Source organism: Pleomorphomonas koreensis DSM 23070 (assembly GCF_000425185.1).
Taxonomy (GTDB): domain Bacteria; phylum Pseudomonadota; class Alphaproteobacteria; order Rhizobiales; family Pleomorphomonadaceae; genus Pleomorphomonas; species Pleomorphomonas koreensis.
Window position 1 is genome coordinate 34669 of sequence record NZ_AULH01000019.1, and the last position, 22357, is coordinate 57025.

The window sequence follows — 22357 nt, forward strand, 5'->3', positions numbered from 1 at the left end:
CACAGCCATGTCGCTCGACCGGCTCGCCGCCGAAATCGCCGCCCTCCGCCCGCTGGAAATCTACGGGCGCGTTTCCAGCGTGCAGGGCATGCTGGTGGAGGTGGCCGGCCCGGTGGAAGAGATGAGCGTCGGCGCCCGGCTGTCGGTCTCCGGCTTCGGCGGCGCCCAGGTGCCGGTCGAGGTGGTCGGCTTCCGCGACGGCCGGGCGCTCTGCCTGCCGTTCGCCTCGATGGAGGGCGTGCGGCTCGGCGCCAAGGCGACCATCGTCGCCGCCTCGGCGTCGGTGCGGCCGTCCGACGGCTGGCTCGGCCGGGTGGTCAACGCCTTCGGCGAGCCGATCGACGGCAAGGGGCCGCTACCGTCCGGCCCGACGGAGATGCCGCTCCGCGCCTCGCCGCCCCAGGCGGCCGAGCGGGCGCGGGTGGGAGAGCCGATCGACCTCGGCGTGCGCGTGCTCAATACTTTCGCCACCTGCTGCCGTGGCCAGCGCATGGGCATCTTCGCCGGCTCGGGCGTCGGCAAGTCGGTTCTCCTGTCGATGCTGGCCCGCTACACGGCCTGCGACGTGTCGGTGATCGGCCTGGTCGGCGAGCGCGGCCGCGAGGTGCAGGAGTTCATCGAGGACGACCTCGGCGAGGACGGCCTCGCCCGCTCGGTGGTGGTGGTCGCCACCTCCGACGAGACGGCGCTGATGCGGCGGCAGGCCGCCTATCTGACGCTGACCATCGCCGAGCACTTCCGCGACGCCGGGCAGGACGTGCTCTGCCTGATGGATTCGGTGACGCGCTTCGCCATGGCCCAGCGCGAGATCGGCCTGTCGGCCGGCGAGCCGCCGACCTCCAAGGGCTACACGCCGACGGTGTTCGCCGAACTGCCGCGCCTCCTGGAGCGCGCCGGCCCCGGTCCGGTGGGCGGCGGTACCATCACCGGCCTGTTCACCGTGCTGGTCGACGGCGACAACCACAACGAGCCGGTGGCCGACGCGGTGCGCGGCATTCTCGACGGTCACATCGTCATGGAGCGGGCGATCGCCGAGCGCGGCCGCTATCCGGCGGTCAACGTCCTGAAGACGGTGTCGCGCACCATGCCCGGCTGCGTCGAGGAGGAGATCCGGCCGATGATTCGCGATGCCAAGCGCCTGATGGCCACCTTCGCCGACATGGAGGAGCTGATCCGCCTCGGCGCCTACCGGCGCGGCAGCAACCCGGAGGTCGACCAGTCGATCGACGTCTCCGGCCCGCTCGAAGCCTTCCTGACGCAGGGAAAGGGTGAGTGCACCCGCCGGCACGACGGCTATCGCGATCTTGCTCACCTTTTGGAAAGCACTGTCGGTCTACGATACACGCATTCCGGGGAGTAAACTCACATGAAGTCGCGCAACAGTCTCATCCGGCTCAAGCGGTTCCAGGTCGACGAGAAGCGTCGGCAGGTGATGCAGATCGAAATGATGATCGCCGAGTTCGAGCGCATGGCCGCCGAGCTGGACGAGCAGATTCTCACCGAGCAGAAACGCACCGGCATCACCGACATTACCCATTTCGCCTATCCGACCTTCGCCAAGGCGGCGATGACCCGGCGCGACAACCTCATGGGGTCGGCCAATGATCTCCGCGGCCAGCTCGACGCGGCGCAGGCGGCGCTCAGCGAGGCGGTGGAGGAGATGAAGAAGATCGAACTCCTGGAAGAGCGCGACCAGTTGCGCGAGCGGACCGCCCAGGATGCCGCCGAGCAGGATGCGCTCGACGAGGTGGCGGCGCGGCGCTCCTATCACGCCTGACGCCGTCCGCTGCCGGACGGTGGCCAGGAACCCGGATTTGCGGCGGGCATGCGGGAGCATGTCCGCCTTCTTCGTTTCAGCCGGCGCGGATCGGCGGGCTCAGGGCGCCTGCCAGACGGTGGCGACGCCGGCACCGGCCGTTGCCGAGATTTCGACCGTGACGGAAAAGGCGCCCGGCCACACCCGCACCGGCAGGGTGCGGGCGGCGACAACGGTGGTCAGCGCCACCAGCGCGATGACGATCCAACTGACGAGTTTGGTTCTGCGGGCCATGGCGTGCTGCCCTTGTTCCAGTGGCGCGGCCCCTTCCGCGCCATGATGTCACCTTATTGCCGCCGGCTTGAACGGCCCCCGAACCCGCCGTTCATCCAGGGTTCATCCCGGTAAAGGAACGGTTAACGCGGTGTTTCGGTCGAAAACGCCAATGGGAGACCGAGACAAAACGCAAACGCCGCCGCGGAAGTTCCACGGCGGCGTCAGAAATGTGGCGAAGGCGGGGCGATCAGGTATTGAACTTGAACAGCATGACGTCGCCGTCTGCCACGACGTATTCCTTGCCTTCGTCACGCGCCTTGCCGAGTTCCTTGGCCTTCACCTCGCCGTAGGCGATGTAGTCCTCAAAGGCGATGGTCTGGGCGCGGATGAAGCCACGCTCGAAATCGGTGTGGATGACGCCGGCCGCCTGCGGCGCCTTGGTGCCCTTCGGAATCGTCCAGGCGCGGGCCTCCTTGGGGCCGGCAGTGAAATAGGTGATCAGGCCGAGCAGGTCGTAGCCGGCGCGGATCAGCCGGTCGAGGCCGGGCTCGTCGAGGCCGAGGGTCTCCAGGAATTCCTTCTGCTCGGCGTCGTCGAGCTGGGCGACTTCCGCCTCGATGGCCGCCGAGATGACAACGGCCTTCGCTCCCTGCTTGTCGGCCATCTCGAAGACGCGCGCCGACTGGCTGTTGCCGGTGGCGGCGGCCGCTTCCTCGACGTTGCAGACGTAGAGCACCGGCTTGGCGGTCAAAAGGTTGAGCGCCGCGAAGCCGGCTTCCGAGCCTTTGGGGACAACGGCGGTGCGGGCCGGCCGGCCGTCGCGCAGCGCCTCTAGCGCCAGGTCCATCAGCTCGACCTGCTCCTTGATGTCCTTGTCGCCGCCCTGGGCACGCTTCCTGAGCGGCACGACGCGGCGTTCGAGGCTGTCGAGGTCGGCGAGCATCAGCTCGGTTTCCACCGTTTCGGCGTCGCTGACCGGATCGATGCGGCCCTCGACATGGGTGATGTCGCCATCCTCGAAGCAGCGCAGCACGTGGACGATGGCGTCGACCTCGCGGATGTTGCCGAGGAACTGGTTGCCGAGGCCCTCGCCCTTGGAGGCGCCGCGCACCAGGCCGGCGATGTCGACGAAGGTGATGCGGGTCGGCACGATCTGCGCCGACTTGGCCTTGTCGGCCAAGGCGACAAGGCGCGGATCGGGCACCGCCACCTCGCCGGTGTTCGGCTCGATGGTGCAGAAGGGATAGTTGGCCGCCTGGGCGGCGGCGGTCTTGGTGAGCGCGTTGAAGAGCGTGGACTTGCCGACGTTGGGCAGGCCGACGATGCCGCACTTGAAACCCATGGTGATCTGACTTTCGTCTGGAGCGAGAGGTTGGCCGAGGTGTTAGGGAAGCCCGTCGCCGTCCGTCAAGGAAATTGTCCCGGAGGTCCGGTTAGCGCCGGGTCTTCTGGGCGAGCAGGCTGCGCAGCACCGCCGCCATGGCGTTCTTCGGCGGAGGTTCGGCCGGGGGTGTGTCGGCCGGCGCGGCCGGACTGCCGTCCGTCTTGGCGTCCGCCTTCGGTTTCCGCTCGGCCTTCGGCTCGGTGACGAGGTGGACGCGGTTGGCGAAGGTGTTGTCGGCGCCCTTGGTCAGCTCGCCGGCGTTGTCGGCGATGGCGTCGAGGAGGCGCACCAGCCAGTCGCGGTCGGCCTTGGCGAAATCGGAGAGCACGTGGGCGTGGACCAGCGCCTTGTCGCCGGGATGGCCGATGCCGAGGCGCATGCGGCGGTAGCCGTCGGTGATCTGCGAGGAGATCGAGCGCAGGCCGTTGTGGCCGCCGTGGCCGCCGCCGACCTTCATCCTGAGCTTGCCGGGCGGCAGGTCGAGTTCGTCGTGGATGACCACGACGTCGGACGGCGCAAGCTTGAGGAAGCGGACAGCGTCGCCCACCGAGCGGCCGCTCTCGTTCATGTAGGTCTGCGGCTTCATCAGCAGCACGCGCTCGCCGTCGATCAACCCTTCCGACACTTCGGCCTGGAAGTTCTTCCGCCAGGCGGGGAAGCGGTGGCGCGTGTGGATGACGTCGGCCGCCATGAAGCCGATGTTGTGGCGGTTCGACGCATATTTGGCGCCGGGATTGCCGAGACCCGCGATGATGAGCAAGCGCCCCTCCCGAAATGATCAGGGGTTCCGGCCGCGAGACCGGAACCCCGAACGTCAGCCCAAGGGCCGTTGCGATCAGGCCTTGGGCGCCTCGGCGGCGGCCTCGGCCGCTTCTTCCGAAGCGGAGGCGGCCGAACCGGCCACGGTGGCGACGGCGAAGTCGTCGTGGTCGACCAGCTTGGCGCCTTCCGGCAGCGCGACGGCGGAGATGTGCACGGCGTCGCCGATGTCGAGGCCGCCGACATCGACCGTCAGGAACTCGGGAATGGCGTTGGCCGAGACCTGCAGCGCCACTTCGTGGGCGGCGATGGTCAGCGCGCCGCCGCGGCGGATGCCCGGCGACTTGTCCTGGCCGACGATGTGCACCGGCACGTTGACGGTCAGCTTGGTGGTGTCGGAAACGCGGATGAAGTCGACGTGGACGAGGGTGTCGGTCACCGGGTCGAGCTGGTAGTCGCGCGGCAGGACCTTGATCTCCTGGCCGTCCACCTTGAGGGTGGCGACGTGGGTCAGGAAGCCGCCGGCGTGCAGCTTGAGGAAGGTTTCCTTGGTGTCGACCGCGATCGACAGCGGCGGCTGCTTGTCGCCATAGACGACGGCGGGCGTCTTGCCCTCACGGCGCAGGGTGCGGGCGGACCCCTTTCCCACCCGGTCGCGCAGCGAGGCGACGAGCTCGTAGGTCTGAGCCATTTCTCGTGCTTTCATAATCGGATTGCTGGCAGCGGCGGCCACGCGGCCGACGCCGATCCGGCGCTCCCTCCAGGGGGGTCGGCGCGGATGGGCGCGCTATAGCGGAAACGGCCGGAGAAGGCAAGGGAAGGCGGGGATTTCAGGGAGATATGGGCCTTGTCGGGCAGGGGCGTTGTGGGAGGCAGGTATAGCCTCGACAAAGGTCGTGGATGGATTCACCCTCTACTCCCGGTTACAAATGTCCCGCTAAAAGCGCTGCTTCCGCACGAGCCCGATATGAAATTCCTTGATGCAGCTTTTGCGCTCCTCTGTCTTTTCGCCGTCTTTCCAGCCCTCGCCAAAGACCCGCCGCCGGTACCTTCGGAGAAATTCCAGGGCTGGTCGACCACGATGCGGGAAACGGGAACCATCTTCTTCTACTGCATGTCGCCCAAGATCTGCGGGAAAGGCTCGATCGTCAGCCTGCATATGCATGACCTGCCGGCACCGACCAAAGCCGAAATCCGCGCCAGACAAAATGAGCCGCGTCTGCCGATCAAATGCCGGAGCATCGGCAGTTACGACTCCTGCGAATATCCGGCCGCCATCGATCGAAAAGGGCGGCCAACCCATTACCGGCCAACGCCGGCTGAAGGCTTCGTCGCCGATTTCTTTCATTGTGGTTTCATGTCCGAGCGCCTGCCGCCCGGTTCCGGTGGCCATTTCCTCATCACCATCGTCAGTTCGGCCATAAACTACCAGCAGGCCAGGAAGAATTACGTCCTGTTCCAGTCGGCGGTGACGCACTGAGCGGCTTCAGCCATTGCCGTAGCGGCTTTCCGGTCGGGGCTGGAAATCCATCCGAAAACGTTTAGGACGGACGGAGCGGCTGGACAGGAGCGACGAGGCGATGGCGGAAAGCGACAACGGGGCCTGGGCGACGGAAATCCGCGCCGAGCTTACCGGCAACATCCTGCCCTTCTGGCAGGGCCGGATGCGCGATCCGGAAGGCGGCTTCTTCGGCGCCGCCGGCTGCGACGGCGTCGTCGATCCGGCCGCGCCGCGCTCCTCGGTGGTCAACGCCCGCATTCTCTGGACCTTTGCCACGGCAACGCGGCTGCTCGGCGACGGCTATCGGGCGACCGCCGACTGGGCTTTCGACTATCTGAAGCGGCATTTCCTCGACGAGGCGCATGGCGGCCTCTACTGGCTGCTCGACGCCGATGGACTGCCGCTCTCCGACCGCAAGCAGATCTACGCCCAGGCCTTCGGCATCTACGCCCTGTCCGAGCACGCCCGCGCCACCGGCAGCGGCGACAGCCTCGACCTGGCCATCGGCCTCTATCGGCTGATCGAACAGCATGCCGCCGACCGGGCAGGCGGCGGCTACATCGAGGCGCTCGACCGCGCCTGGCAGCCGCTCGACGACATGCGCCTCTCCGACAAGGATCTCAACAGCCCCAAATCGATGAACACCCATCTCCACGTGATGGAAGCCTATACCAACCTCCTGCGGGTATGGCGCGATCCGGAGCTTGAGGGGCGGCAGGCGGCGCTGATCGCCGTCACGCTCGACCGCATCGTCGACAACCGCACCGACCATTTCCGGCTGTTCTTCGACAGGGACTGGCGGCCGCTCGACGGCCACGTCTCCTATGGCCACGACATCGAGGGAAGCTGGCTGCTGGTCGAGGCGGCCGAGGTGCTGGGCGACGCGGCGCTGCTCGCCCGCGTCAGGGCCGTCGCCGTGCTGATGGCCGAGCGGACGCTCGCCGAGGGCCGCGACAGCGACGGCAGCCTCTACTACGAGGCCGATCACGACGGCCGCCTCGTCGATGCCAACAAGCACTGGTGGCCGCAGGCCGAGGCGCTGGTCGGCTTCTACAATGCCTATCAGATGACCGGCGACGCGACCTTCCGAACGGCGGCGGCCGAGGTCTGGGCCTTCATCCGCGACAGGGTGGTCGATCGGCAGCACGGCGAATGGCACGCCAAGCTCAGGCCGGATGGCCGGCCCTGCACGGCGGCCGAGGATGCCGACGCCTGCCTCGCCGGTCCCTGGAAGTGCCCCTACCACAATGCCCGCGCCTGCTTCGAGATGATCGAGCGGCTTGCGGGGTGAGGGCTCCGGCTGGATATGAAAACAGCCGCAGTGACGCGGCTGTTCCGGGCGGCGTGGGGCGTGAGCGCCTCAGATGAACAGGCTCGACACCGACTGCTCCGAGGCGGTGCGCGAGATGGCCTCGCCGATCAGCGGGGCGATGGAGATCCACCTGAGCTTGGGGCTGGCCTCGAAGTCCTCGGTCGGCTGGATGGAGTTGGTGAACACCATTTCCTTGAGGTGCGAGGCGGTGATGCGGGCGATGGCGCCGCCGGTCAGCACGCCGTGCGTCGCATAGGCGGTGACCGATTTCGCGCCTTTCATCAGCAGCGCGTCGGCGGCGTTGCACAGCGTGCCGCCGGAATCGACGATGTCGTCGACCAGGATGCAGTCGCGGCCCTCGACGGCGCCGATGATGTTCATCACCTCCGATTCGCCGGGCCGCTCGCGGCGCTTGTCGACGATGGCCAGCGGCGCGTCGATGCGCTTGGCCAGCGCCCTGGCACGCACCACGCCGCCGACGTCCGGCGACACGATCACCACGTTGTCGGTGGCGTAGCGCTCCTTGATGTCGCGCACGAACACCGGGGCTGCGAACAGGTTGTCGGTGGGGATGTCGAAGAAGCCCTGGATCTGGCCGGCGTGCAGGTCGAGCGTCAGCACGCGGTCGACGCCGGCGTTGGTGATCAGATTGGCGACCAGCTTGGCGGAGATCGGCGTGCGACCCTGCGAGCGGCGGTCCTGGCGGGCATAGCCGAAATAGGGCAGCACGGCGGTGATGCGCTTGGCCGACGAGCGGCGCAGCGCGTCGGTGATGATCAGCAGTTCCATCAGGTTGTCGTTGGCCGGGTAGCTCGTCGACTGGAGGACGAAGGCGTCCTCGCCGCGTACGTTCTCCAGGATCTCGACGAAGATCTCCTGATCGGCGAAGCGCCGGACCGAGGTCTTGGTGAGCGGCCGCTCCAGATATTCGGAGACCTGCTCGGCCAGCTTCGGATTGGAGTTTCCAGCGACAAGTTTCATGAACGTCGACCTCGCGAAAAGACCTCGCCGCCCCCATGAGAGGACGGGAGCGGCGACCGGCTGGCTGGTTTCGCGCGCCTTTTAGCAGTGCCGCACCGTCGCGTAAACACGCGATGACGCGAATCCTAGCCGGCTTGCGTTCCGCAAGGCTCAGAGCGTGCCGGCGGGCAACGTTCCCACAGCGGCGCCCGCCGAGGCGGCCGGCGCTCCGGCGGCGGACGGCTGGGGCAGGCGGTTGATCCAGGCGTAGACGTCCTCGACGGTGCGGGCGGCGATGGTGTCGAGCACGCCGGCGTCGACGCTGGCCCACGGGTCGGCGTCGGCCGCCCCGGTGATCTCGATGCCGGAGAAGCGCAGCACGCGGTTGCCGGTCTGGTCGAGAATGTCCCAGACATAGGTGACGTTGGTGCCGACGTCGCCGCCGACGGCGGAGAGATAGCCCCAGACGTGGTACGTGGCGGTGGCGTCGGCGCGGCGCACCAGATGCAGGTTGCGCGTCTGGGCGTATTTGGCGATCGACCGGGCCAGTATGTCCTGCTTGTTGGTCGGCACGCCCTTGATCTGGTCGAAGGAGAAGGTGGCGACGGCGGCCGGCACGGCCGGCACGGCCGGCAGCGTCGCCCCGGGCGGCGCCGGCACGGTCGGTCCGGCGGTGGCCACCGGCTTCGAGCGGGCGGATTCGGACGACTGGCAGGCGGCGAGCACGGAGGCGAGAAGGGCGACGCAGAGCACGCCCGGCAGCCGGAACGATCCGGCGCGCTTCGTTCCGCTCAGAAAACCCATCCATCGCCTCCCGGCAAATCACATGCTATGGCGTGTGCCGTTAGAGCATTTTTCCGTCCGCCTGAAAACCGTTTTCGCGTTTCCTATCCCTTGGTTGAGGGAGGGGCGTCAGCCGCCCTCGATGGCGATCGCCGCCAGGTGCCGGCCGTAGTCGGGCTCGCGGTTGAGCGTCATGCGGCGGTAGGAGAAGAAGCGCGCCTCGTCGGAGAATGTGCAGAGGCCGAGGTCGGTGACGAGCACACCGGCCCGCTCCAGTCGGAAGACGATGTAGCCCGGCAGGTCGAACATGGCGTGGCCGGCCCGCTCAGACGGCGTAAACCAGCGGTCGATCGCCTCGCCGGCGTCGCGGAAGCGGGCGACGAACTCCGGGCCGACCTCGTAGGCGGCGGCGGAAATGGTCGGGCCGAGGCAGGCCATGATGTCGCCGCGCCGGCTGCCGAGCCGGACCATGGCGTCGACGGTCGCCTCCAGCACGCCGGTGAAGGCGCCTTTCCAGCCGGCGTGGGCGGCGCCGATGACGCGCGCTTCGGCGTCGGCGAACAGCACCGGACCGCAGTCGGCGTGGCTGGTGCCCAGCGCGATGCCGGGCCGGCGGGTGACGAGGGCGTCGGCCTCCGGGTTGTCCTGCCAGGCCCAGGGCTCGGTGACCTCGACGACGTCGGGAGAGTGTACCTGGTAGAGCGTCACCAGCCGGTCGCGGCGGACGCCGATGGCATCGGCGATGCGGCCGCGATTCTCGGTGACGTTGGCGCGGTCGTCCTGCGAGCCGTAGCCGGTGTTGAGGCTGCTGTAGGGACCGCCCGACACGCCGCCCTCGCGGGTGAACCAGCCGTGGCGAATGCCGGGGAGAGCCGAGAGGACGGGCGAGCGGACGATCATCGATGTGTTCCGGAAGGCATTCGGACGGTGGGTTCGTCGCCAAGGGACGATGCAATCTCGACCATTTTCGGGCGGGCGCCTGAAAAGAAGATGAAATCAGAACCCCGGCAGCGGCATCGGCGGATGGGTCAGCGCCATCGCCTTGAACAGCGTGCCCATTTCCTCCGGGCCGGCCAGCCGCTCGACGGCGGCGACGATGGCCTGCTGCCCGGCGGCGTCCTTGCCGGCGCCGAGCGCGCCGGCCCGCTCGGCGAGGCCGACCGCCAGCAGGAAATCGCCCTGCGTCACCGGTCCGAGCACGGCGGCGCCGCCGGCGGCGGCGGCGCGGGCGAGACGGTCGAAATCGACGTGGGCGGTGAGGTCGCATTCGCCGGGCTGGCGCAGCGGATCGGCGTAGCGATGGGCGCGCACCGCCTGCAACGTCTCGCCGAAGCCGCTCCTGAGGTGGCCGTAGTCGAAGATCAGCGCGGCGCCGCCATGCTGGACGAGGCGGTGGGCGAGCGTCTCGACGATCGCCTCGGCCGGCCGGTTGATTTCGGCTACCGCGCCTTCCGGCGCCTCGAGGGCGCCGGCCGGCAGCAGCGCCGGATCGGGCGCGGCGGCGCCGATGCCGAAGGCGAGGTTGCCGTCCGCGTCGAGGCCGACGACCCGCTCGCGCCAGCCGCGGCCGGTGCGCATGAACTGGCGGATCGGCAGGGCGTCGAAGAACTCGTTGGCGACGACGATCAGCGGTCCGGCCGGCAGGTCGTCGATGCGGTCGTGCCAAACCGGGCTGGCGAGGCCGGCGAGGCGCTCGGCCTGGCGGCGGCGCAGCTCCGGGCTGATCTCGACCAGATGCACCTCGACGGCGCGGGCGAAACCGGGATCGATGCGGCCGGCGCGCAAGAGGTCGGCCATCAGCGTGCCGCGGCCCGGCCCCAGCTCGACCAGCGTCAGCCGCTTCGGCCGGCCGAGCGCCTCGTAGGTGGCGACGCACCAGATGCCGATCAGCTCGCCGAACATCTGGCTGATCTCCGGCGCGGTGATGAAGTCGCCGTCGAGGCCGATGGCGGTACGGGTGGTGTAGTAGCCGTGCTCGGGGTCGGACAGTACCAGGCTCATGTAGTCGGCGACCGAGATCGGGCCGACGGCGGCGATCAGCCGGGCGAGCTTGCCGGCGAGGCCGCTCACGACGTCGGCTCCCGGCCGGGCGCGCTGCCGGTCCGGCCGGAGAGCGCCAGCGCGATCAGCGTTGCGGCGACGAGGGCGGTGACCAGCGACAGCAGCATGCCCATGGTGAGGAAGCCGCCGAAGAGGAAGCCGACCTGCGGGTCGGGCTCGCGCACCGTCTCGACCAGGATGCGGGCGGCGGCGTAGACGAGGCCGAAGATGCCGACGGCGAGGCCCGGCCGCCTGAGGATGCCGCCTTTCCAGACCAGCGGCGTCAACAGGGCGAACAGCAGCAGCCCTTCGAGCCCGGCCTCGTAGAGCTGGCTCGGGTGGCGGGGCAGGCCGTCGGAATTGGGAAAGACGAAGGCCCAGGGCACGTCGGTGACGCGGCCGTACAACTCGCCGTTGACGAAGTTGGCGAGGCGGCCGAAGAACAGGCCGACCGGCGCGGCGGCGGCCGTCAGGTCGAACACGGTGAGCACGTTGAGGCCGCGCCGGCGGGCGAACAGATACTGGGCGAGCGCCGTGCCGATGAAGCCGCCGTGCACCGACATGCCGCCGTGCCAGATGCGCAGGATCTCGAAGGGATTTTCGAGATAGGCGTCGAAATTGTAGAACAGGATGTAGCCGATGCGGCCGCCCAGCACGACGCCGAGCGTCATCCAGACCAGCAGGTCGTCGATGTCGGTGGCCTTCGGCCGCTTGAGGCCGTTCCACAGCCGGTCGGCCTCGACCATGCGGATGATGTACCACCAGCCGAACACCAGACCGGCGACGTAGGCGAGCCCGTACCAGCGGATCGACACCGGTCCGAGTTCGACGAGGACGGGGCTGATCGGCGGGAAGGGCAGGGCGAGAAACGGCATCGTGGTCCTTCTGGCGGGCGGCGGCGGGCGCGCCGCGAAATCCCCGCCGCCGAGGATTGATGGGCGTTCAGCCCGTCGTCAAGCTGCTATTCGTTCTCCACCTCAATCGCCGGTGGGCCTCCCGCCCGCGGCGCCGGCCCGGCAAGCCGCATTTCGGAGTTCAACCCGCCGCGAAGCGCCGCTTGCCACGCGGCGGCGCTGGCGCCGGACGCCGCGTGACGCGGCTCGTCCATTGCTCGGGCCGTTTATCTTGTGCTTGAAGGAAAAGGGACGAGGGGCCAAATAGGATATCATCACCCGCCAACGGGGAGCGACCGACATGACGACAGGCCCGCAGGGACGTATCTACGACGAATTCGCCAAGCTGATGAACGATGCCGCCGGTCTCGCCCAGTCGGCGGGCCGCGAGGTGTCCTCGGCCTTCCGCGCCCAGGGCGAGCGCTTCGCCTCCGAACTCGATCTCGTCCGCCGCGAGGATCTCGAGACGGTGCAGGAGATCGCCACGCGGGCGCTGGCCGAGGTGGAGCGCCTGTCGGCGCGCGTCGCCGACCTTGAAAAGCGGCTTGCCCACACCGAAGCCGAGGTCGAGACGGTCGAAACCCCTTGAGGACAGCCGCCGGGGGCTTCCGGTCGGGGCCGCTTCGGGCCTATTCTGATCTCAACGTGAGATTCGTGCGCCGTCGGCCGTCCGGTGGCGCATGTTCGGGTTGCTGCATTCCGGAACGGCTGTAACCGTTCCGGCGTTGCCCGAGGGGCGGTGCGTCCGTCCCGACGGCCCAAAGGTGTCGGCGTCGGCGTTTCAACGGGTGGTGTTGCCTGGTGGACGCAGTCATGGCCGGCATCGGTATCGGCAAGGCACGCTGTTCCGCAGCGGCAACCCTGGAGGTCAAAATGACCCTCATCGACGTGCACCCCGAGCGAACCGCCAATCCCGTGGACGAGATCGAACTCATCGCCGTGCAGAACGACTGGTCGTTCGAGCGCGCCGACGAGGACGAGATCGCCATCTCGATCGCCGGCGAGGCCACGGACTACCATGTCGCCGTGTCCTGGCTCGGCGAGATGGAGGCGCTGCACGTCGCCTGCGCCTTTGGCATCAAGGTGCCGGTCGCCCGCCGCAACGAGGTGATCCGCCTGCTGGCGCTGGTCAACGAGCAACTGTGGATCGGTCATTTCGACATCTGGCAGGCCGAGGGCGTGGTGATGTATCGCAACACGCTGCTGCTGGCCGGGCAGGCCGAGGCGACGGCCGAGCAGATGGAAGTGCTGATCGACACGGCGGTGGAGATCTGCGAGCGCCATCGTCTCGCCTTCGATTTCGTGATAAGCGGCGGCCGCAACGCGAAGGAAGCGCTCGACCACGCGCTCTTGGAAACGGTGGGCGAAGCCTGAGCGGTCTTCCGCCGCCGAACGAATTCCGGTCCCGGCAGGCTCTGCCGGGACCTTTCTTTTGATGATACCGCTGATGATGCCGCCATCGGCTGACGCGGCCAACGCTGATATGATGGCCGGCCTACCCCACGAATCCCGACCGAGTTCATGACCGACGACACCGACATCACGCCCGACACCGAGGACTTGCCGCCGCCGGAGATCGAGACCGCCGAGGAGGCCGGCGACATCGACCTGACGACGCCGGAGACGCGGCGCGGCGTCGAGGTGGTGCAGGCGATGGTGCGCCTCCTGCCCAACAGCCCCGGCGTCTACCGCATGCTGTCGCCGTCGGGCGACGTGCTCTACGTCGGCAAGGCCAAGAGCCTCAAGAAGCGCGTCACCAACTACACCCGGCTCGGCCAGCTTCCGACCCGCATCATCCGCATGGTGCAGGCGACGGCGTCGATGGAATTCGTCGTCACCAAGACCGAGACGGAAGCGCTGCTGCTCGAAGCCAACCTGATCAAGCAGCTCAGGCCGCGCTTCAACGTGCTGCTGCGCGACGACAAGAGCTTCCCCTACATCCTGATCACCGGCGACCATGCGTCGCCGCAGCTCGTCAAGCATCGCGGCGCCCGTTCGCGCAAGGGCAGCTTCTTCGGCCCGTTCGCGTCGGCGTCGGCGGTCACCGCCACCATCAACGCCATGCAGAAGGCGTTCCTGATCCGCACCTGCTCGGACGGCGAGTTCGAGACGCGGACGCGGCCCTGCATGCTCTACCAGATCAAGCGCTGCTCGGCGCCCTGCACCGGCGAGATCGACGCCGCCGGCTATGCCGAGCTGGTGGCCGAGGCCAAGGCCTTCCTGTCGGGCCGGAGCCGGCAGATCAAGGAGCAACTGGCTGCCGAGATGAACGCCGCCGCCGAGGCGCTGGACTTCGAGCGGGCGGCCGTCTGCCGCGACCGCCTCGCCGCGCTCTCCCACGTGCAGAGCCACCAGGGCATCAACCCGCAGGGCATCGAGGAGGCCGACGTGTTCGCCGTCCACCAGGAGGGCGGCCAGACCTGCGTCGAGGTGTTCTTCTTCCGCACCGGCCAGAACTGGGGCAACCACGCCTTCTTCCCGCGGGCTGGCGGTGCCGAGGCCGGCGAGGCGCTGTCCTCGTTCATCGCCCAGTTCTACGACGACAAGCCGTGCCCGTCGCTGGTGCTGGTCAGCCACGCCTTCGAGGACATGGCGCTGATGACCGAGGCGCTCAGCGAGAAGGCCGGCCGCCGCGTCGAGGTGCTCCGGCCGCAGCGCGGCGAGAAGAAGGACGTCGTCGACCAGGCGGTGCAGAACGCCCGCGAGGCGCTGGCCCGCCGCATGGCCGACACGTCGAGCCAGCTGAAGCTGATGGAGGGCGTCGGCCGGGTGTTCGGCCTTGCCGAGACGCCCAAGCGCATCGAGGTCTACGACAACGCCCACATCATGGGCTCCAACCCGGTGGGCGGCATGATCGTCGCCGGCCCCGGCGGCTTCGTGAAGAACCAGTATCGCAAGTTCAACATCCGCTCGACCGACATCACGCCGGGCGACGACTTCGGCATGATGCGCGAGGTGATGACGCGGCGCTTCTCCCGCCTCGTCAAGGAGCACGGCAGCCGCACCGAGGCGGCGCGCGACGAGGACGGCTTCGGGCCGTGGCCCGATCTGGTGCTGATCGACGGCGGCGCCGGCCAGCTGTCGGCGGTCAAGTCGATCATCGACGAACTCGGCCTCACCGACGTGCCGCTGGTCGGCGTCGCCAAGGGGCCGGACCGCGACGCCGGCCGCGAGCGCTTCTTCGTACCCGGCCGGCCCGACTTCATGCTGCCGACCCGCGACCCGGTGCTCTACTTCATCCAGCGCCTGCGCGACGAGGCACACCGCTTCGCCAACGGCAGCCACGCGGCGCGGCGCTCGAAGCAGATTTCCGAGGGCGGCCTGCAGGAGATCCCCGGCGTCGGCCCGACGCGCAAGCGGGCGCTGCTCAACCACTTCGGCACGCTGAAGGAGATCGAGCGGGCGGCGCTGCCCGACCTCGAGAAGGTGCCGGGCATCTCGGCCGCCACGGCAAAAGCCATCCACGACTATTTCCGCAAAGGCTGAGGCGCATTCCCGGCCGCGCCCGCTTCATTCTCTCGGCTATCGGGTGCCCAGCCAATAATCTCGTCTGCGCAACGCCTCTTGCGCCTTGCCCGTGAGGTAACGGCGCGTCGGGTCCGGCTTCGCCCCCCTTGGCGTGTTCCCTAATGGATCGCCGTGCCGTTCGGGACTAGTGTTCGTTCCACCGAACAGGATAACCGACGCATTTCAAGGGGTTCGTACTTGGTCACCACACAGACGCCGGCGATCGACAAGGCGATGGCGATTTTCGCCTTTCTGGCCGAACACGGCCGCGCCAGCTTCACCCAGATCCAGAAGGCGACGGGGCTGCCGAAAAGCACCTCGTCGTCGTTGCTGGCCTCGCTGCTGGCGCATGGGCTGGTCAGCCTGGAGGAGGGGCGCTACGCGCTCGGTCTCCGGTGGTACGAGCTTGGCAACAAGGTCGAGGAAGGTCTCGACATCAAGCGCGCCGCCATGGAGCCGCTGTCGCAGTTGCGCGACCGGACGCAGCTGACCTGCCATCTCGGCGTGCTGGAGGGATCGTCGGCGATCTACGTGCTGAAGCTGGAGAGCCCGACGGCCATCGTCATCCGCAGCTGGGTGGGGCGCCGCCTGTCGCTGCACAGCTCCGGCCTCGGCAAGGCCCTGCTCGCCTGGCTGCCGGACGACAAGCTGGACGCCATCCTGGCGGATATCCAGTTCGTGCGCCGCACCGACACCACCATCGTCAGCGCCGAGGCGTTTCGCGAGGAACTCAGGGCAACCCGCCAGCGGGGATGGGCGTTCGACAACGCCGAGGACAACGACGGCGTCTACTGCATCGCCGCGCCGGTGATCAACGCGGCCGGCGAGGTGACGGCGGCCATCAGCATGTCCGGCGTGTCGTCGCAGATCGATCTCGCCAATCTCGACGCGGTGGCCGCAACCGTGGTCGCCACCGCCGGCCGGATCGCCGCCAGCCATCGGCACTGATCATCTCAGCGGCCGGACGCGAAAAAGGCCCGCGCGGGGCGGGCCTTCCTTCGCTGTTGCCTGTGATCGGCGCCAATCCGCTATGGGGGTCAGCGGATGTAGGCGCCGGCCATCAACGAAGCTGCGTGTTGGGTGTACTGGCGATAGACGCCCTTGCGGTCGGAAAAGTCCGGAGCGGTCCAGCCGACCTTGCGCCTGGCAAAAGCGGCTTCGACCTCTTCGGCGCTGGCCGGCTTGCGATCGAGGCCGACGACATTGAGCTTGCGCGCCTTGACGTCGATTTCGATCAGGTCGCCATCCTCGATGAAGGCGATCGGCCCACCGTCGGCGGCCTCCGGCGACACGTGGCCGATGCACGGGCCGTGGGTGGCGCCGGAGAAGCGGCCGTCGGTGACCAGGGCCACCGAGCCGTTGAGACGGGCGTCGAAGACGATGGCGTCGGTCGTCATCAGCATTTCCGGCGCGCCGGAGCCGCGCGGACCCTCGTAGCGGATGATCATCACGTCGCCCGGATCGATCCGGTTGTTGATGATGGCCTCCTGGGCCGCCTCTTCGGAGCCGAACACCTTGGCCGGGCCGGTGTGCTGGTGCATCTTCGGGCTGCAGGCGGAGTATTTGATCACCGCGCCGTCGGGGGCGATGTTGCCCTTGAGCACGGCGATGGCGCCGATCTTGGACTTCTCCGGATCGCGGATCAGGTCCTGCCGCTCCAGCTTGAAGTTGGCGAGATAGCCGAGGTTGTTCTCGAAGAAGCCCGACTTCTGCAGCACCTCAAGGTTTTCGCCCAGCGTGCGGCCGGTCACCGTCATGACGTTGAGATCGAGGTGGTCGCGGATCATCCACTGCACCATCGGGATGCCGCCGGCGAACCACAGGAGTTCGGTGACGTAGCGGCCGGACGGCTGGACGTTGGTGAGATAGGGGATCTCGTGGTTGATGCGGTCGAACACGTCCGGCGTCAGCTCCCAGCCGAGCGCGTGGGCGATGGCCGGCAGGTGGATCAGCGCGTTGGTGCTGCCGGAGATGGCGGCGTGCACCTTGATGGCGTTCTCGAAGGCGGCGCGGGTCAGGATCTGCGAGGAGGTGATGCCCTTCTCGGCCAGCACCAGCGCCTGATGGCCGGCCATGCGGGCGTAGCGGGTGATCTCGGACATGGTCGACGGCGCCAGCGCGTTGCCGGGCAGGGCCATGCCGAGGGCTTCCGACATGCACTGCATGGTGCTGGCGGTGCCCATGAACTGGCAGGCGCCGGCCGTCGGGCAGCCGCAGCGCTGCAGGTTCTGGATCTTGTCGATGCCGATCTCGCCCTTCTTGAACTGGGCGGTGGCGCCGCCGAGGTCCGAAGTCGTCATGTTGGGGGCCGGCCGCATCGAGCCGCCGGGCACGTGGACCAGCGGCATGTCGAGGCGGGCGGCGGCGATCAGGTGGGCGGGGATCGACTTGTCGCAGCTCGACAGCAGCACGCCGGCGTCGTAGGGGACGACCGAGGCATGCAGCTCGACCATGTTGGCGATCATCTCGCGCGAGGCGAGGATGTAGTTCATGCCGTCGTGGCCCTGGCCCCAGCCGTCGCAGATGTCGGTGACGTGGTGGCGCACGGCGCGGCCGCCGGTTTCATGGACGCCGAGCATCGCCTCGTAGCCGAGCTTTTCGAGGTGGAAGCTGCCCGGATGGCTCTCGCCGAAGCAGTCGTCGATCAGCACCTGCGGCTTCCCGGTGTCTTCCACCGAGTAGTTCATGCCGAGCCGGAGCGCGTCGAGCTGCGACCACAGGTCGCGGGCGAAGTGACATTTCTGGGACATTTTCTAGCCGTCTCTTTCCGGGCATTTCCGGCGCATGAAATCACCGGAAATGCCCTTTTCTTTGTTCTGACGCAGTCTGGATTTCAAAACGCCGGAGGAAGGGTCAGCGCGGGGCTTTCGACGTCACCTTCGGCAGGGTGTAGAGCAGGACGGAGGCGATCACCAAGGCGCCGATCAGGAAGGACAGGCCGACGTCCTTGCTGAAGGTGGTGGTCAGGTAGCCGACCAGGAACGGGCCGATGAAGCCGCCGAGGTTGCCGAGCGCGTTGATGGTGCCACGGACGCCGCCGACCACGTTGGACGGGAACAACAGCGGCGGCAGCGTCCAGAACGGACCGGCATAGGCCTGCAGGAAGAAGCCGCACAGCACGATCATGCCGTAGGACAGCCACATGTTGCCTTCGAGCAGCACCGACAGGGTGAGGCAGATGGCGAAGCCGATCATCGGTATGGCGGTGTAGAGGCGGCGGTTCATCGTCTGGTCGCAGCGGTTGGCGATGTAGAACTGGCCGGCGATGCACAGGATGTAGGGCAGGGCGGTCAGGAAGCCGACGGTGGTCATGCCGGAACCGGTCAGCTGCTTGATGATGACCGGCATCCACAGGGCGAAGCCGTAGAAGCCGACCTGGAAGAAGAAGTAGATGGCGACCAGCTTCCACAGGTTGGCGTCGCCGACGGCGGTGCGCACCGAGACGTTCTCGACGACGACGGCCTTGGCCTTGTCCTCGGCGAAGCGGGCGTCGAGCCAGGCGCGTTCGCGCGGGTCGAGCCACTTGGCCTTCTCGGGGCTGTCGGCGACCATCGGGATCCAGATGAACAGCAGGGCCAGCGACAGCACGCCCTCGACGACGAACATCTCGCGCCAGCCCATCGACTGGATCAGCCAGCCCGACAGCGGGGCGGTGATGATGGAGGCGACGGCGAGGTTCATCTGGAAGAAGGCGATGGCGCGGGCCTTCTCCTCGTTGGGGAACCAGTGGCCGATCAGGGCCAGGATGGCCGGGTAAACGCCGCCCTCGGCGACGCCGAGCACGAAGCGGATCAGCAGCATCTCGTTCTGCGTGCGGACGAGGCCGGTGAGGGCGGCGACGCCGCCCCAGACGACGATGGTGCCGGCGATGAACTTCTTGGCGCTGAGACGCTCGGCGATCTGGCCGCCGGGGATCTGCAGGAAGATGTAGCCGACGAAGAAGATGCCCGCCGCGAGGCCGGCGAAGGAGGCGGTCATGCCGAGTTCGGCGCTCATGCCGCCGGCCATGGCGATCGCGATGTTGGTGCGATCCATGTAGGCGACGATGTAGACGATGATCACCGCCGGAATGATGCGCAGCCAGCGGGCGCGCGGGACGGCCGCAATATCGGTTGCAACGGCTTGCAGGTTTGTCACTTGGGTCTCACTCCCTTCATTCGCGCCACCCCGGTGGTCTCCCTCCCTGGGGCCGCCGGCTGGGACCGGCCATCTGGTGCGATATCGGATGGGCATTTGATGTGCCCGATTGCGGCGCCCCGCCGTCTCATTCCTGGCGGGCATGGAAAAGGCCGTCCGCCCGAAGGGCGGCGGCGGGGTTCACAGCACGTCGGCGGCCTTCAGGATGGCGGCGAGCTTCTGGATCTTCTCGGCGGACAGCGGCTGGACCGGCGCCATCACCTCGGTGGAGATGTCGAGGCCGGTGAGGCGGATCGCCTGCTTGATGACGCCGAAGAACGGGCTTTCGAGGTCGTAGACCTGCGACAGGCGCGCCAGGCGCCGCTGCAGCGCGAACATGGTCTCGTAGTCCTTGGCAACGAAGGCCCTGTAGATGCCGCAGGTGACCGAGGCCGCGAAGTTGCAGGTGGCGGGAATGCCGCCGTTGGCGCCGAGGATCAGCGCGTCCATCATGTATTCGTCGAAGCCGGCGAAGATCACGAAATCCGGCCGGGCGGGGCGGACGACGTTGATCAGCTCGCGCAGGTGGCTGGCGTTGTCGACGGTGTCCTTGATGCCGATGATGTTGGGCACGTCCTTGGCGAGGCGGGCGACCAGCTCGATGTCGAGATTCTGCTTGGTCAGCGCCGGGAAATTATAGAGCAGCACCGGCGTCTTCACCGCCTCGGCGACCGTGCGGAAGTGGTTGTAGATGTAATCGCGGGCGAGCAGCGCGTAATAGGGATTGACCAGCAGCAGGCCGTCGACGCCGAGCTTGTCGGCATGGCGGCCGTATTCGATGGCCTCCGCCGTGCTGGGGCTGGAGATGCCGATCAGCACCGGCACGCGCCCGGCGGTGTGCGCCACGACGAACTCCGCGACTTCGAAGCGCATCTCCTTGGGCATGTGGCTGAACTCGCCGCCGCTGCCGAGGAACAGCATGCCGTTGACGCCGTCGGCGATCAGCTTGTCGATCAGCGCCGCCATTCCGGCCTTGTCGAGCCGTCCCTCCCGGTCGACGATCGTCGGTACCGGCGGGAAGACGCCTCGAAACTTCTCCAAATTCATCGTCGGCTCCATGTTCTATATACGGAACTTAAGTTCTGTATGAAGATCATACACCGGGGGCCCCAACCATCAACTTGCGGGGCTTGCGGATGGTGATTGGACGTATGTCGCCGTCGCGGCGTGGCACGCGCGGGCGTTTGCCGGCTCGGGAACGGCCGGGCGGATGGGATGAGCGGAGAGGCGCGATGTCCTCCCCGGCGCTGGGCGTGAGGCGAGGGAAAGGGGCTGGGGGCTATCCGGGCCGCGGCTCGAAGGATGCGACCCCGCTGCCGCTCACAGCAGGCTGGCGCCGACGTTGATGGCCAGCGCCAGGATGGCGGTGTTGAAGAAGAAGGACAGCACCGAATGGGCGAGCGCCACGCGGCGGATGCGCGGCGAGGCGATGGCGACGTCGGCCGTCTGGGAGGCGACGCCGATGGTGAAGGCGAAATAGGCGAAGTCCCAGTAGCCCGGCTCCTTGATGTGGTCGGGGAACAGGAGGCCGGGAGAGCTGCCCTCGCGCAGGTAGTAGTCGTGGGCGTAATGCTGGGTCATGATGGTGTGGACGAACAGCCAGCTTGCCAGGATGGTGGCCGCCGCCTGGGCGACGCGCCAGATCTGCAAGGCGTCCTCCGCCTTGGCCTGGTGCAGTTCGGCGCCGATGGCGACGAGGCTCGACAGCGTCGCGGCCATGGACAACAGGATGATGGTCCATTCGCCCTCGTCGTGCTGGGCGGCGCGCTCCCGCAGCCGGTGCACGTCGGAGCGTGTCATGATCGTCCAGGTCGCGACGAGATAGAGCACGACGCCGACGTCCCAGCCGATCAGCAGGCGGCCGTGCCAGGCCAGGCTGCCGGGCAGCAGCAGGCCGGTCGCGACGCCCACGGCGATGCCGACCAGCAGCAGCGGCCGTATGCGGAAGGCGTGCAGGCTCTTGAAAAGAAAGGAACGGGACGGCTTCCGGCTTTTGTCGAGGGGCATCACGTCTGGTCCGGCGGGCTTCATGCGGAGAGAATGCAACAGCTATAGCGCATTTGCGCGACAGCGGCGCGCCTTGCGGCGGAAGACGGCTTTTCCCGTGGCGCCGGCCCTTGCCCTCGGGGGATTGGCGTGCGATGCATCGGCGGAACCACAGATGTCGATGCCATGAAATTTGTCTGGTCCCTTCCCAATATTCTGACCTATCTCCGCATCGTCGCCGTGCCGGCGGTGGTCGCCGCCTTCTACATCGAGGGCGACACCGGCCGCTGGCTGGCCTTCGGGCTGTTCGCGGCGGCGTCGATCACCGACTATTTCGACGGTTATCTGGCGCGCCTGTGGAAGCAGCAGTCGACGCTCGGGCGCATGCTCGACCCGATCGCCGACAAGCTCCTGGTGTCGGTCTGCCTGCTGGTGCTGACCGCCCACGGCACCATCGGCGGCTTCTCGCTGTGGGCGGCGGTGATCATCCTGATGCGCGAGATCTTCGTGTCGGGCCTGCGCGAGTTCCTGGCCGACCTCAAGGTGAGCGTGCCGGTCAGCCGCCTCGCCAAGTGGAAGACGACGCTGCAACTGATCGCCATTGGCATCCTGCTGCTCGGCCCGACCGGCGACAAGCTGGTCGACGGCATCACCGAACTCGGCTTGGCCATGCTGTGGACGGCGGCCATCGTCACGCTCTACACCGGCTATGATTATTTCCGCAGCGGCGTCGCCCAACTGATGGAGGAGCGCCATGAGCCGTGAGCCGGTGCTGATCCGCTATTTCGCCTGGGTGCGCGAGCGCGTCGGCCGTGCCGAGGAAAGGCTGACGCTGCCGGAGACGGTGGTGACGGCCGGCGACCTCGTCGGCTGGCTGGCCGGCCGCGGCGACAGCTATGCCCATGCCTTCGAGACGCCCGGTACCATCCGCGTCGCCGTGGACCAGCTGCATGTCGAGCAGGACGAGCCAATCGGCCAACCCCACGAGATCGCCCTGTTCCCGCCGATGACCGGCGGCTGACGC

23 protein-coding genes are annotated in these 22357 nt (G+C 67.8%); 10 read left to right on the forward strand and 13 right to left on the reverse strand.

What is annotated here, in order from left to right; all coding sequences use genetic code 11:
- The first annotated feature begins 7 nt into the window (after positions 1 to 7).
- Both fliI and fliJ read left to right on the forward strand, forming a co-directional pair.
- Positions 8 to 1360: a flagellar protein export ATPase FliI gene (gene fliI / locus H512_RS24450; protein WP_036792194.1), complete on the forward strand. Its 1353-nt coding sequence runs from the start codon at positions 8 to 10 to the stop codon at positions 1358 to 1360.
- Positions 1361 to 1366: 6 nt separating this feature from the next.
- On the forward strand, positions 1367 to 1777 hold the full coding sequence (gene fliJ, locus H512_RS0116160; RefSeq protein ID WP_026784328.1) for a flagellar export protein FliJ: 411 nt from the start codon (positions 1367 to 1369) through the stop codon (positions 1775 to 1777).
- Positions 1778 to 1876: 99 nt separating this feature from the next.
- Here fliJ and H512_RS27080 read toward each other — a convergent pair whose 3' ends face one another.
- The 4 genes from H512_RS27080 to H512_RS0116180 form a co-directional block, all read right to left on the reverse strand.
- Positions 1877 to 2050: a hypothetical protein gene (locus tag H512_RS27080; protein WP_156899537.1), complete on the reverse strand. Its 174-nt coding sequence runs from the start codon at positions 2048 to 2050 to the stop codon at positions 1877 to 1879.
- Positions 2051 to 2279: 229 nt separating this feature from the next.
- Entirely contained in the window at positions 2280 to 3374 is a 1095-nt protein-coding gene (gene ychF / locus H512_RS0116170; RefSeq protein ID WP_026784329.1) for a redox-regulated ATPase YchF, read from the reverse strand.
- Positions 3375 to 3465: 91 nt separating this feature from the next.
- Positions 3466 to 4176 carry an aminoacyl-tRNA hydrolase gene (gene pth / locus H512_RS24455; protein ID WP_053239959.1) on the reverse strand — a complete coding sequence of 237 codons (711 nt, stop codon included), beginning with the start codon at positions 4174 to 4176 and terminating at the stop codon, positions 3466 to 3468.
- A 75-nt stretch (positions 4177 to 4251) separates the two neighbouring features.
- Positions 4252 to 4866, reverse strand: coding sequence for a 50S ribosomal protein L25/general stress protein Ctc (locus H512_RS0116180; RefSeq protein ID WP_026784330.1), 615 nt, complete (start codon positions 4864 to 4866; stop codon positions 4252 to 4254).
- 276 nt (positions 4867 to 5142) lie between these two features.
- Between H512_RS0116180 and H512_RS0116185 the strand changes: the two genes are divergently transcribed.
- On the forward strand, positions 5143 to 5655 hold the full coding sequence (locus H512_RS0116185; protein ID WP_156899538.1) for a hypothetical protein: 513 nt from the start codon (positions 5143 to 5145) through the stop codon (positions 5653 to 5655).
- 100 nt (positions 5656 to 5755) lie between these two features.
- Complete coding sequence (locus H512_RS0116190) at positions 5756 to 6967, forward strand: AGE family epimerase/isomerase (protein ID WP_026784332.1); 1212 nt, start codon at positions 5756 to 5758, stop codon at positions 6965 to 6967.
- 69 nt (positions 6968 to 7036) lie between these two features.
- Here H512_RS0116190 and H512_RS0116195 read toward each other — a convergent pair whose 3' ends face one another.
- The 5 genes from H512_RS0116195 to lgt all read right to left on the reverse strand — a co-directional run bounded on the left by H512_RS0116195 (position 7037) and on the right by lgt (position 11646).
- Positions 7037 to 7969 carry a ribose-phosphate pyrophosphokinase gene (locus H512_RS0116195; protein WP_026784333.1) on the reverse strand — a complete coding sequence of 311 codons (933 nt, stop codon included), beginning with the start codon at positions 7967 to 7969 and terminating at the stop codon, positions 7037 to 7039.
- Between the two features lie 150 nt (positions 7970 to 8119).
- Positions 8120 to 8752, reverse strand: a complete 633-nt coding sequence (locus H512_RS24460; RefSeq protein ID WP_053239960.1) for a hypothetical protein — start codon at positions 8750 to 8752, stop codon at positions 8120 to 8122.
- A 108-nt stretch (positions 8753 to 8860) separates the two neighbouring features.
- A complete protein-coding gene (gene pgeF, locus H512_RS0116205; RefSeq protein ID WP_026784334.1) occupies positions 8861 to 9631 on the reverse strand; it encodes a peptidoglycan editing factor PgeF in 771 nt (256 codons plus the stop codon).
- Between the two features lie 96 nt (positions 9632 to 9727).
- Complete coding sequence (locus H512_RS0116210) at positions 9728 to 10801, reverse strand: class I SAM-dependent methyltransferase (RefSeq protein ID WP_026784335.1); 1074 nt, start codon at positions 10799 to 10801, stop codon at positions 9728 to 9730.
- Positions 10798 to 11646, reverse strand: coding sequence for a prolipoprotein diacylglyceryl transferase (gene lgt / locus H512_RS0116215; protein ID WP_026784336.1), 849 nt, complete (start codon positions 11644 to 11646; stop codon positions 10798 to 10800). Before lgt ends, H512_RS0116210 begins: the two co-directional genes overlap by 4 nt.
- Positions 11647 to 11965: 319 nt before the next feature.
- Between lgt and H512_RS0116220 the strand changes: the two genes are divergently transcribed.
- The 4 genes from H512_RS0116220 (at position 11966) to H512_RS0116235 (ending at position 16119) form a co-directional block, all read left to right on the forward strand.
- Complete coding sequence (locus H512_RS0116220) at positions 11966 to 12253, forward strand: accessory factor UbiK family protein (RefSeq protein WP_026784337.1); 288 nt, start codon at positions 11966 to 11968, stop codon at positions 12251 to 12253.
- 284 nt (positions 12254 to 12537) lie between these two features.
- A complete protein-coding gene (locus tag H512_RS0116225) occupies positions 12538 to 13038 on the forward strand; it encodes a type III secretion system chaperone family protein (RefSeq protein ID WP_026784338.1) in 501 nt (166 codons plus the stop codon).
- 147 nt (positions 13039 to 13185) lie between these two features.
- On the forward strand, positions 13186 to 15150 hold the full coding sequence (gene uvrC / locus H512_RS0116230; protein WP_053239961.1) for an excinuclease ABC subunit UvrC: 1965 nt from the start codon (positions 13186 to 13188) through the stop codon (positions 15148 to 15150).
- A 219-nt stretch (positions 15151 to 15369) separates the two neighbouring features.
- On the forward strand, positions 15370 to 16119 hold the full coding sequence (locus H512_RS0116235) for an IclR family transcriptional regulator (protein ID WP_026784340.1): 750 nt from the start codon (positions 15370 to 15372) through the stop codon (positions 16117 to 16119).
- An 89-nt stretch (positions 16120 to 16208) separates the two neighbouring features.
- On the opposite strand, the gene ilvD is transcribed toward H512_RS0116235, so the two are convergent.
- The 4 genes from ilvD to H512_RS0116255 form a co-directional block, all read right to left on the reverse strand.
- Positions 16209 to 17921: a dihydroxy-acid dehydratase gene (gene ilvD, locus H512_RS0116240; protein WP_026784341.1), complete on the reverse strand. Its 1713-nt coding sequence runs from the start codon at positions 17919 to 17921 to the stop codon at positions 16209 to 16211.
- 103 nt (positions 17922 to 18024) lie between these two features.
- Positions 18025 to 19308: an MFS transporter gene (locus H512_RS0116245; protein WP_245585433.1), complete on the reverse strand. Its 1284-nt coding sequence runs from the start codon at positions 19306 to 19308 to the stop codon at positions 18025 to 18027.
- Between the two features lie 180 nt (positions 19309 to 19488).
- Positions 19489 to 20394, reverse strand: a complete 906-nt coding sequence (locus H512_RS0116250) for a dihydrodipicolinate synthase family protein (RefSeq protein ID WP_084798544.1) — start codon at positions 20392 to 20394, stop codon at positions 19489 to 19491.
- Between the two features lie 273 nt (positions 20395 to 20667).
- The gene (locus H512_RS0116255) at positions 20668 to 21354 is read right to left on the reverse strand and encodes a DUF1345 domain-containing protein (RefSeq protein WP_053239962.1); all 687 of its coding nucleotides are present in this window, start codon (positions 21352 to 21354) and stop codon (positions 20668 to 20670) included.
- A gap of 165 nt (positions 21355 to 21519) precedes the next feature.
- Between H512_RS0116255 and pgsA the strand changes: the two genes are divergently transcribed.
- Both pgsA and moaD read left to right on the forward strand, forming a co-directional pair.
- Positions 21520 to 22098, forward strand: coding sequence for a CDP-diacylglycerol--glycerol-3-phosphate 3-phosphatidyltransferase (pgsA, locus tag H512_RS0116260; RefSeq protein ID WP_026784345.1), 579 nt, complete (start codon positions 21520 to 21522; stop codon positions 22096 to 22098).
- The gene (gene moaD / locus H512_RS0116265) at positions 22088 to 22354 is read left to right on the forward strand and encodes a molybdopterin converting factor subunit 1 (RefSeq protein ID WP_245585434.1); all 267 of its coding nucleotides are present in this window, start codon (positions 22088 to 22090) and stop codon (positions 22352 to 22354) included. The genes pgsA and moaD overlap by 11 nt, the downstream gene beginning before the upstream one ends.
- Positions 22355 to 22357 lie beyond the last annotated feature (3 nt).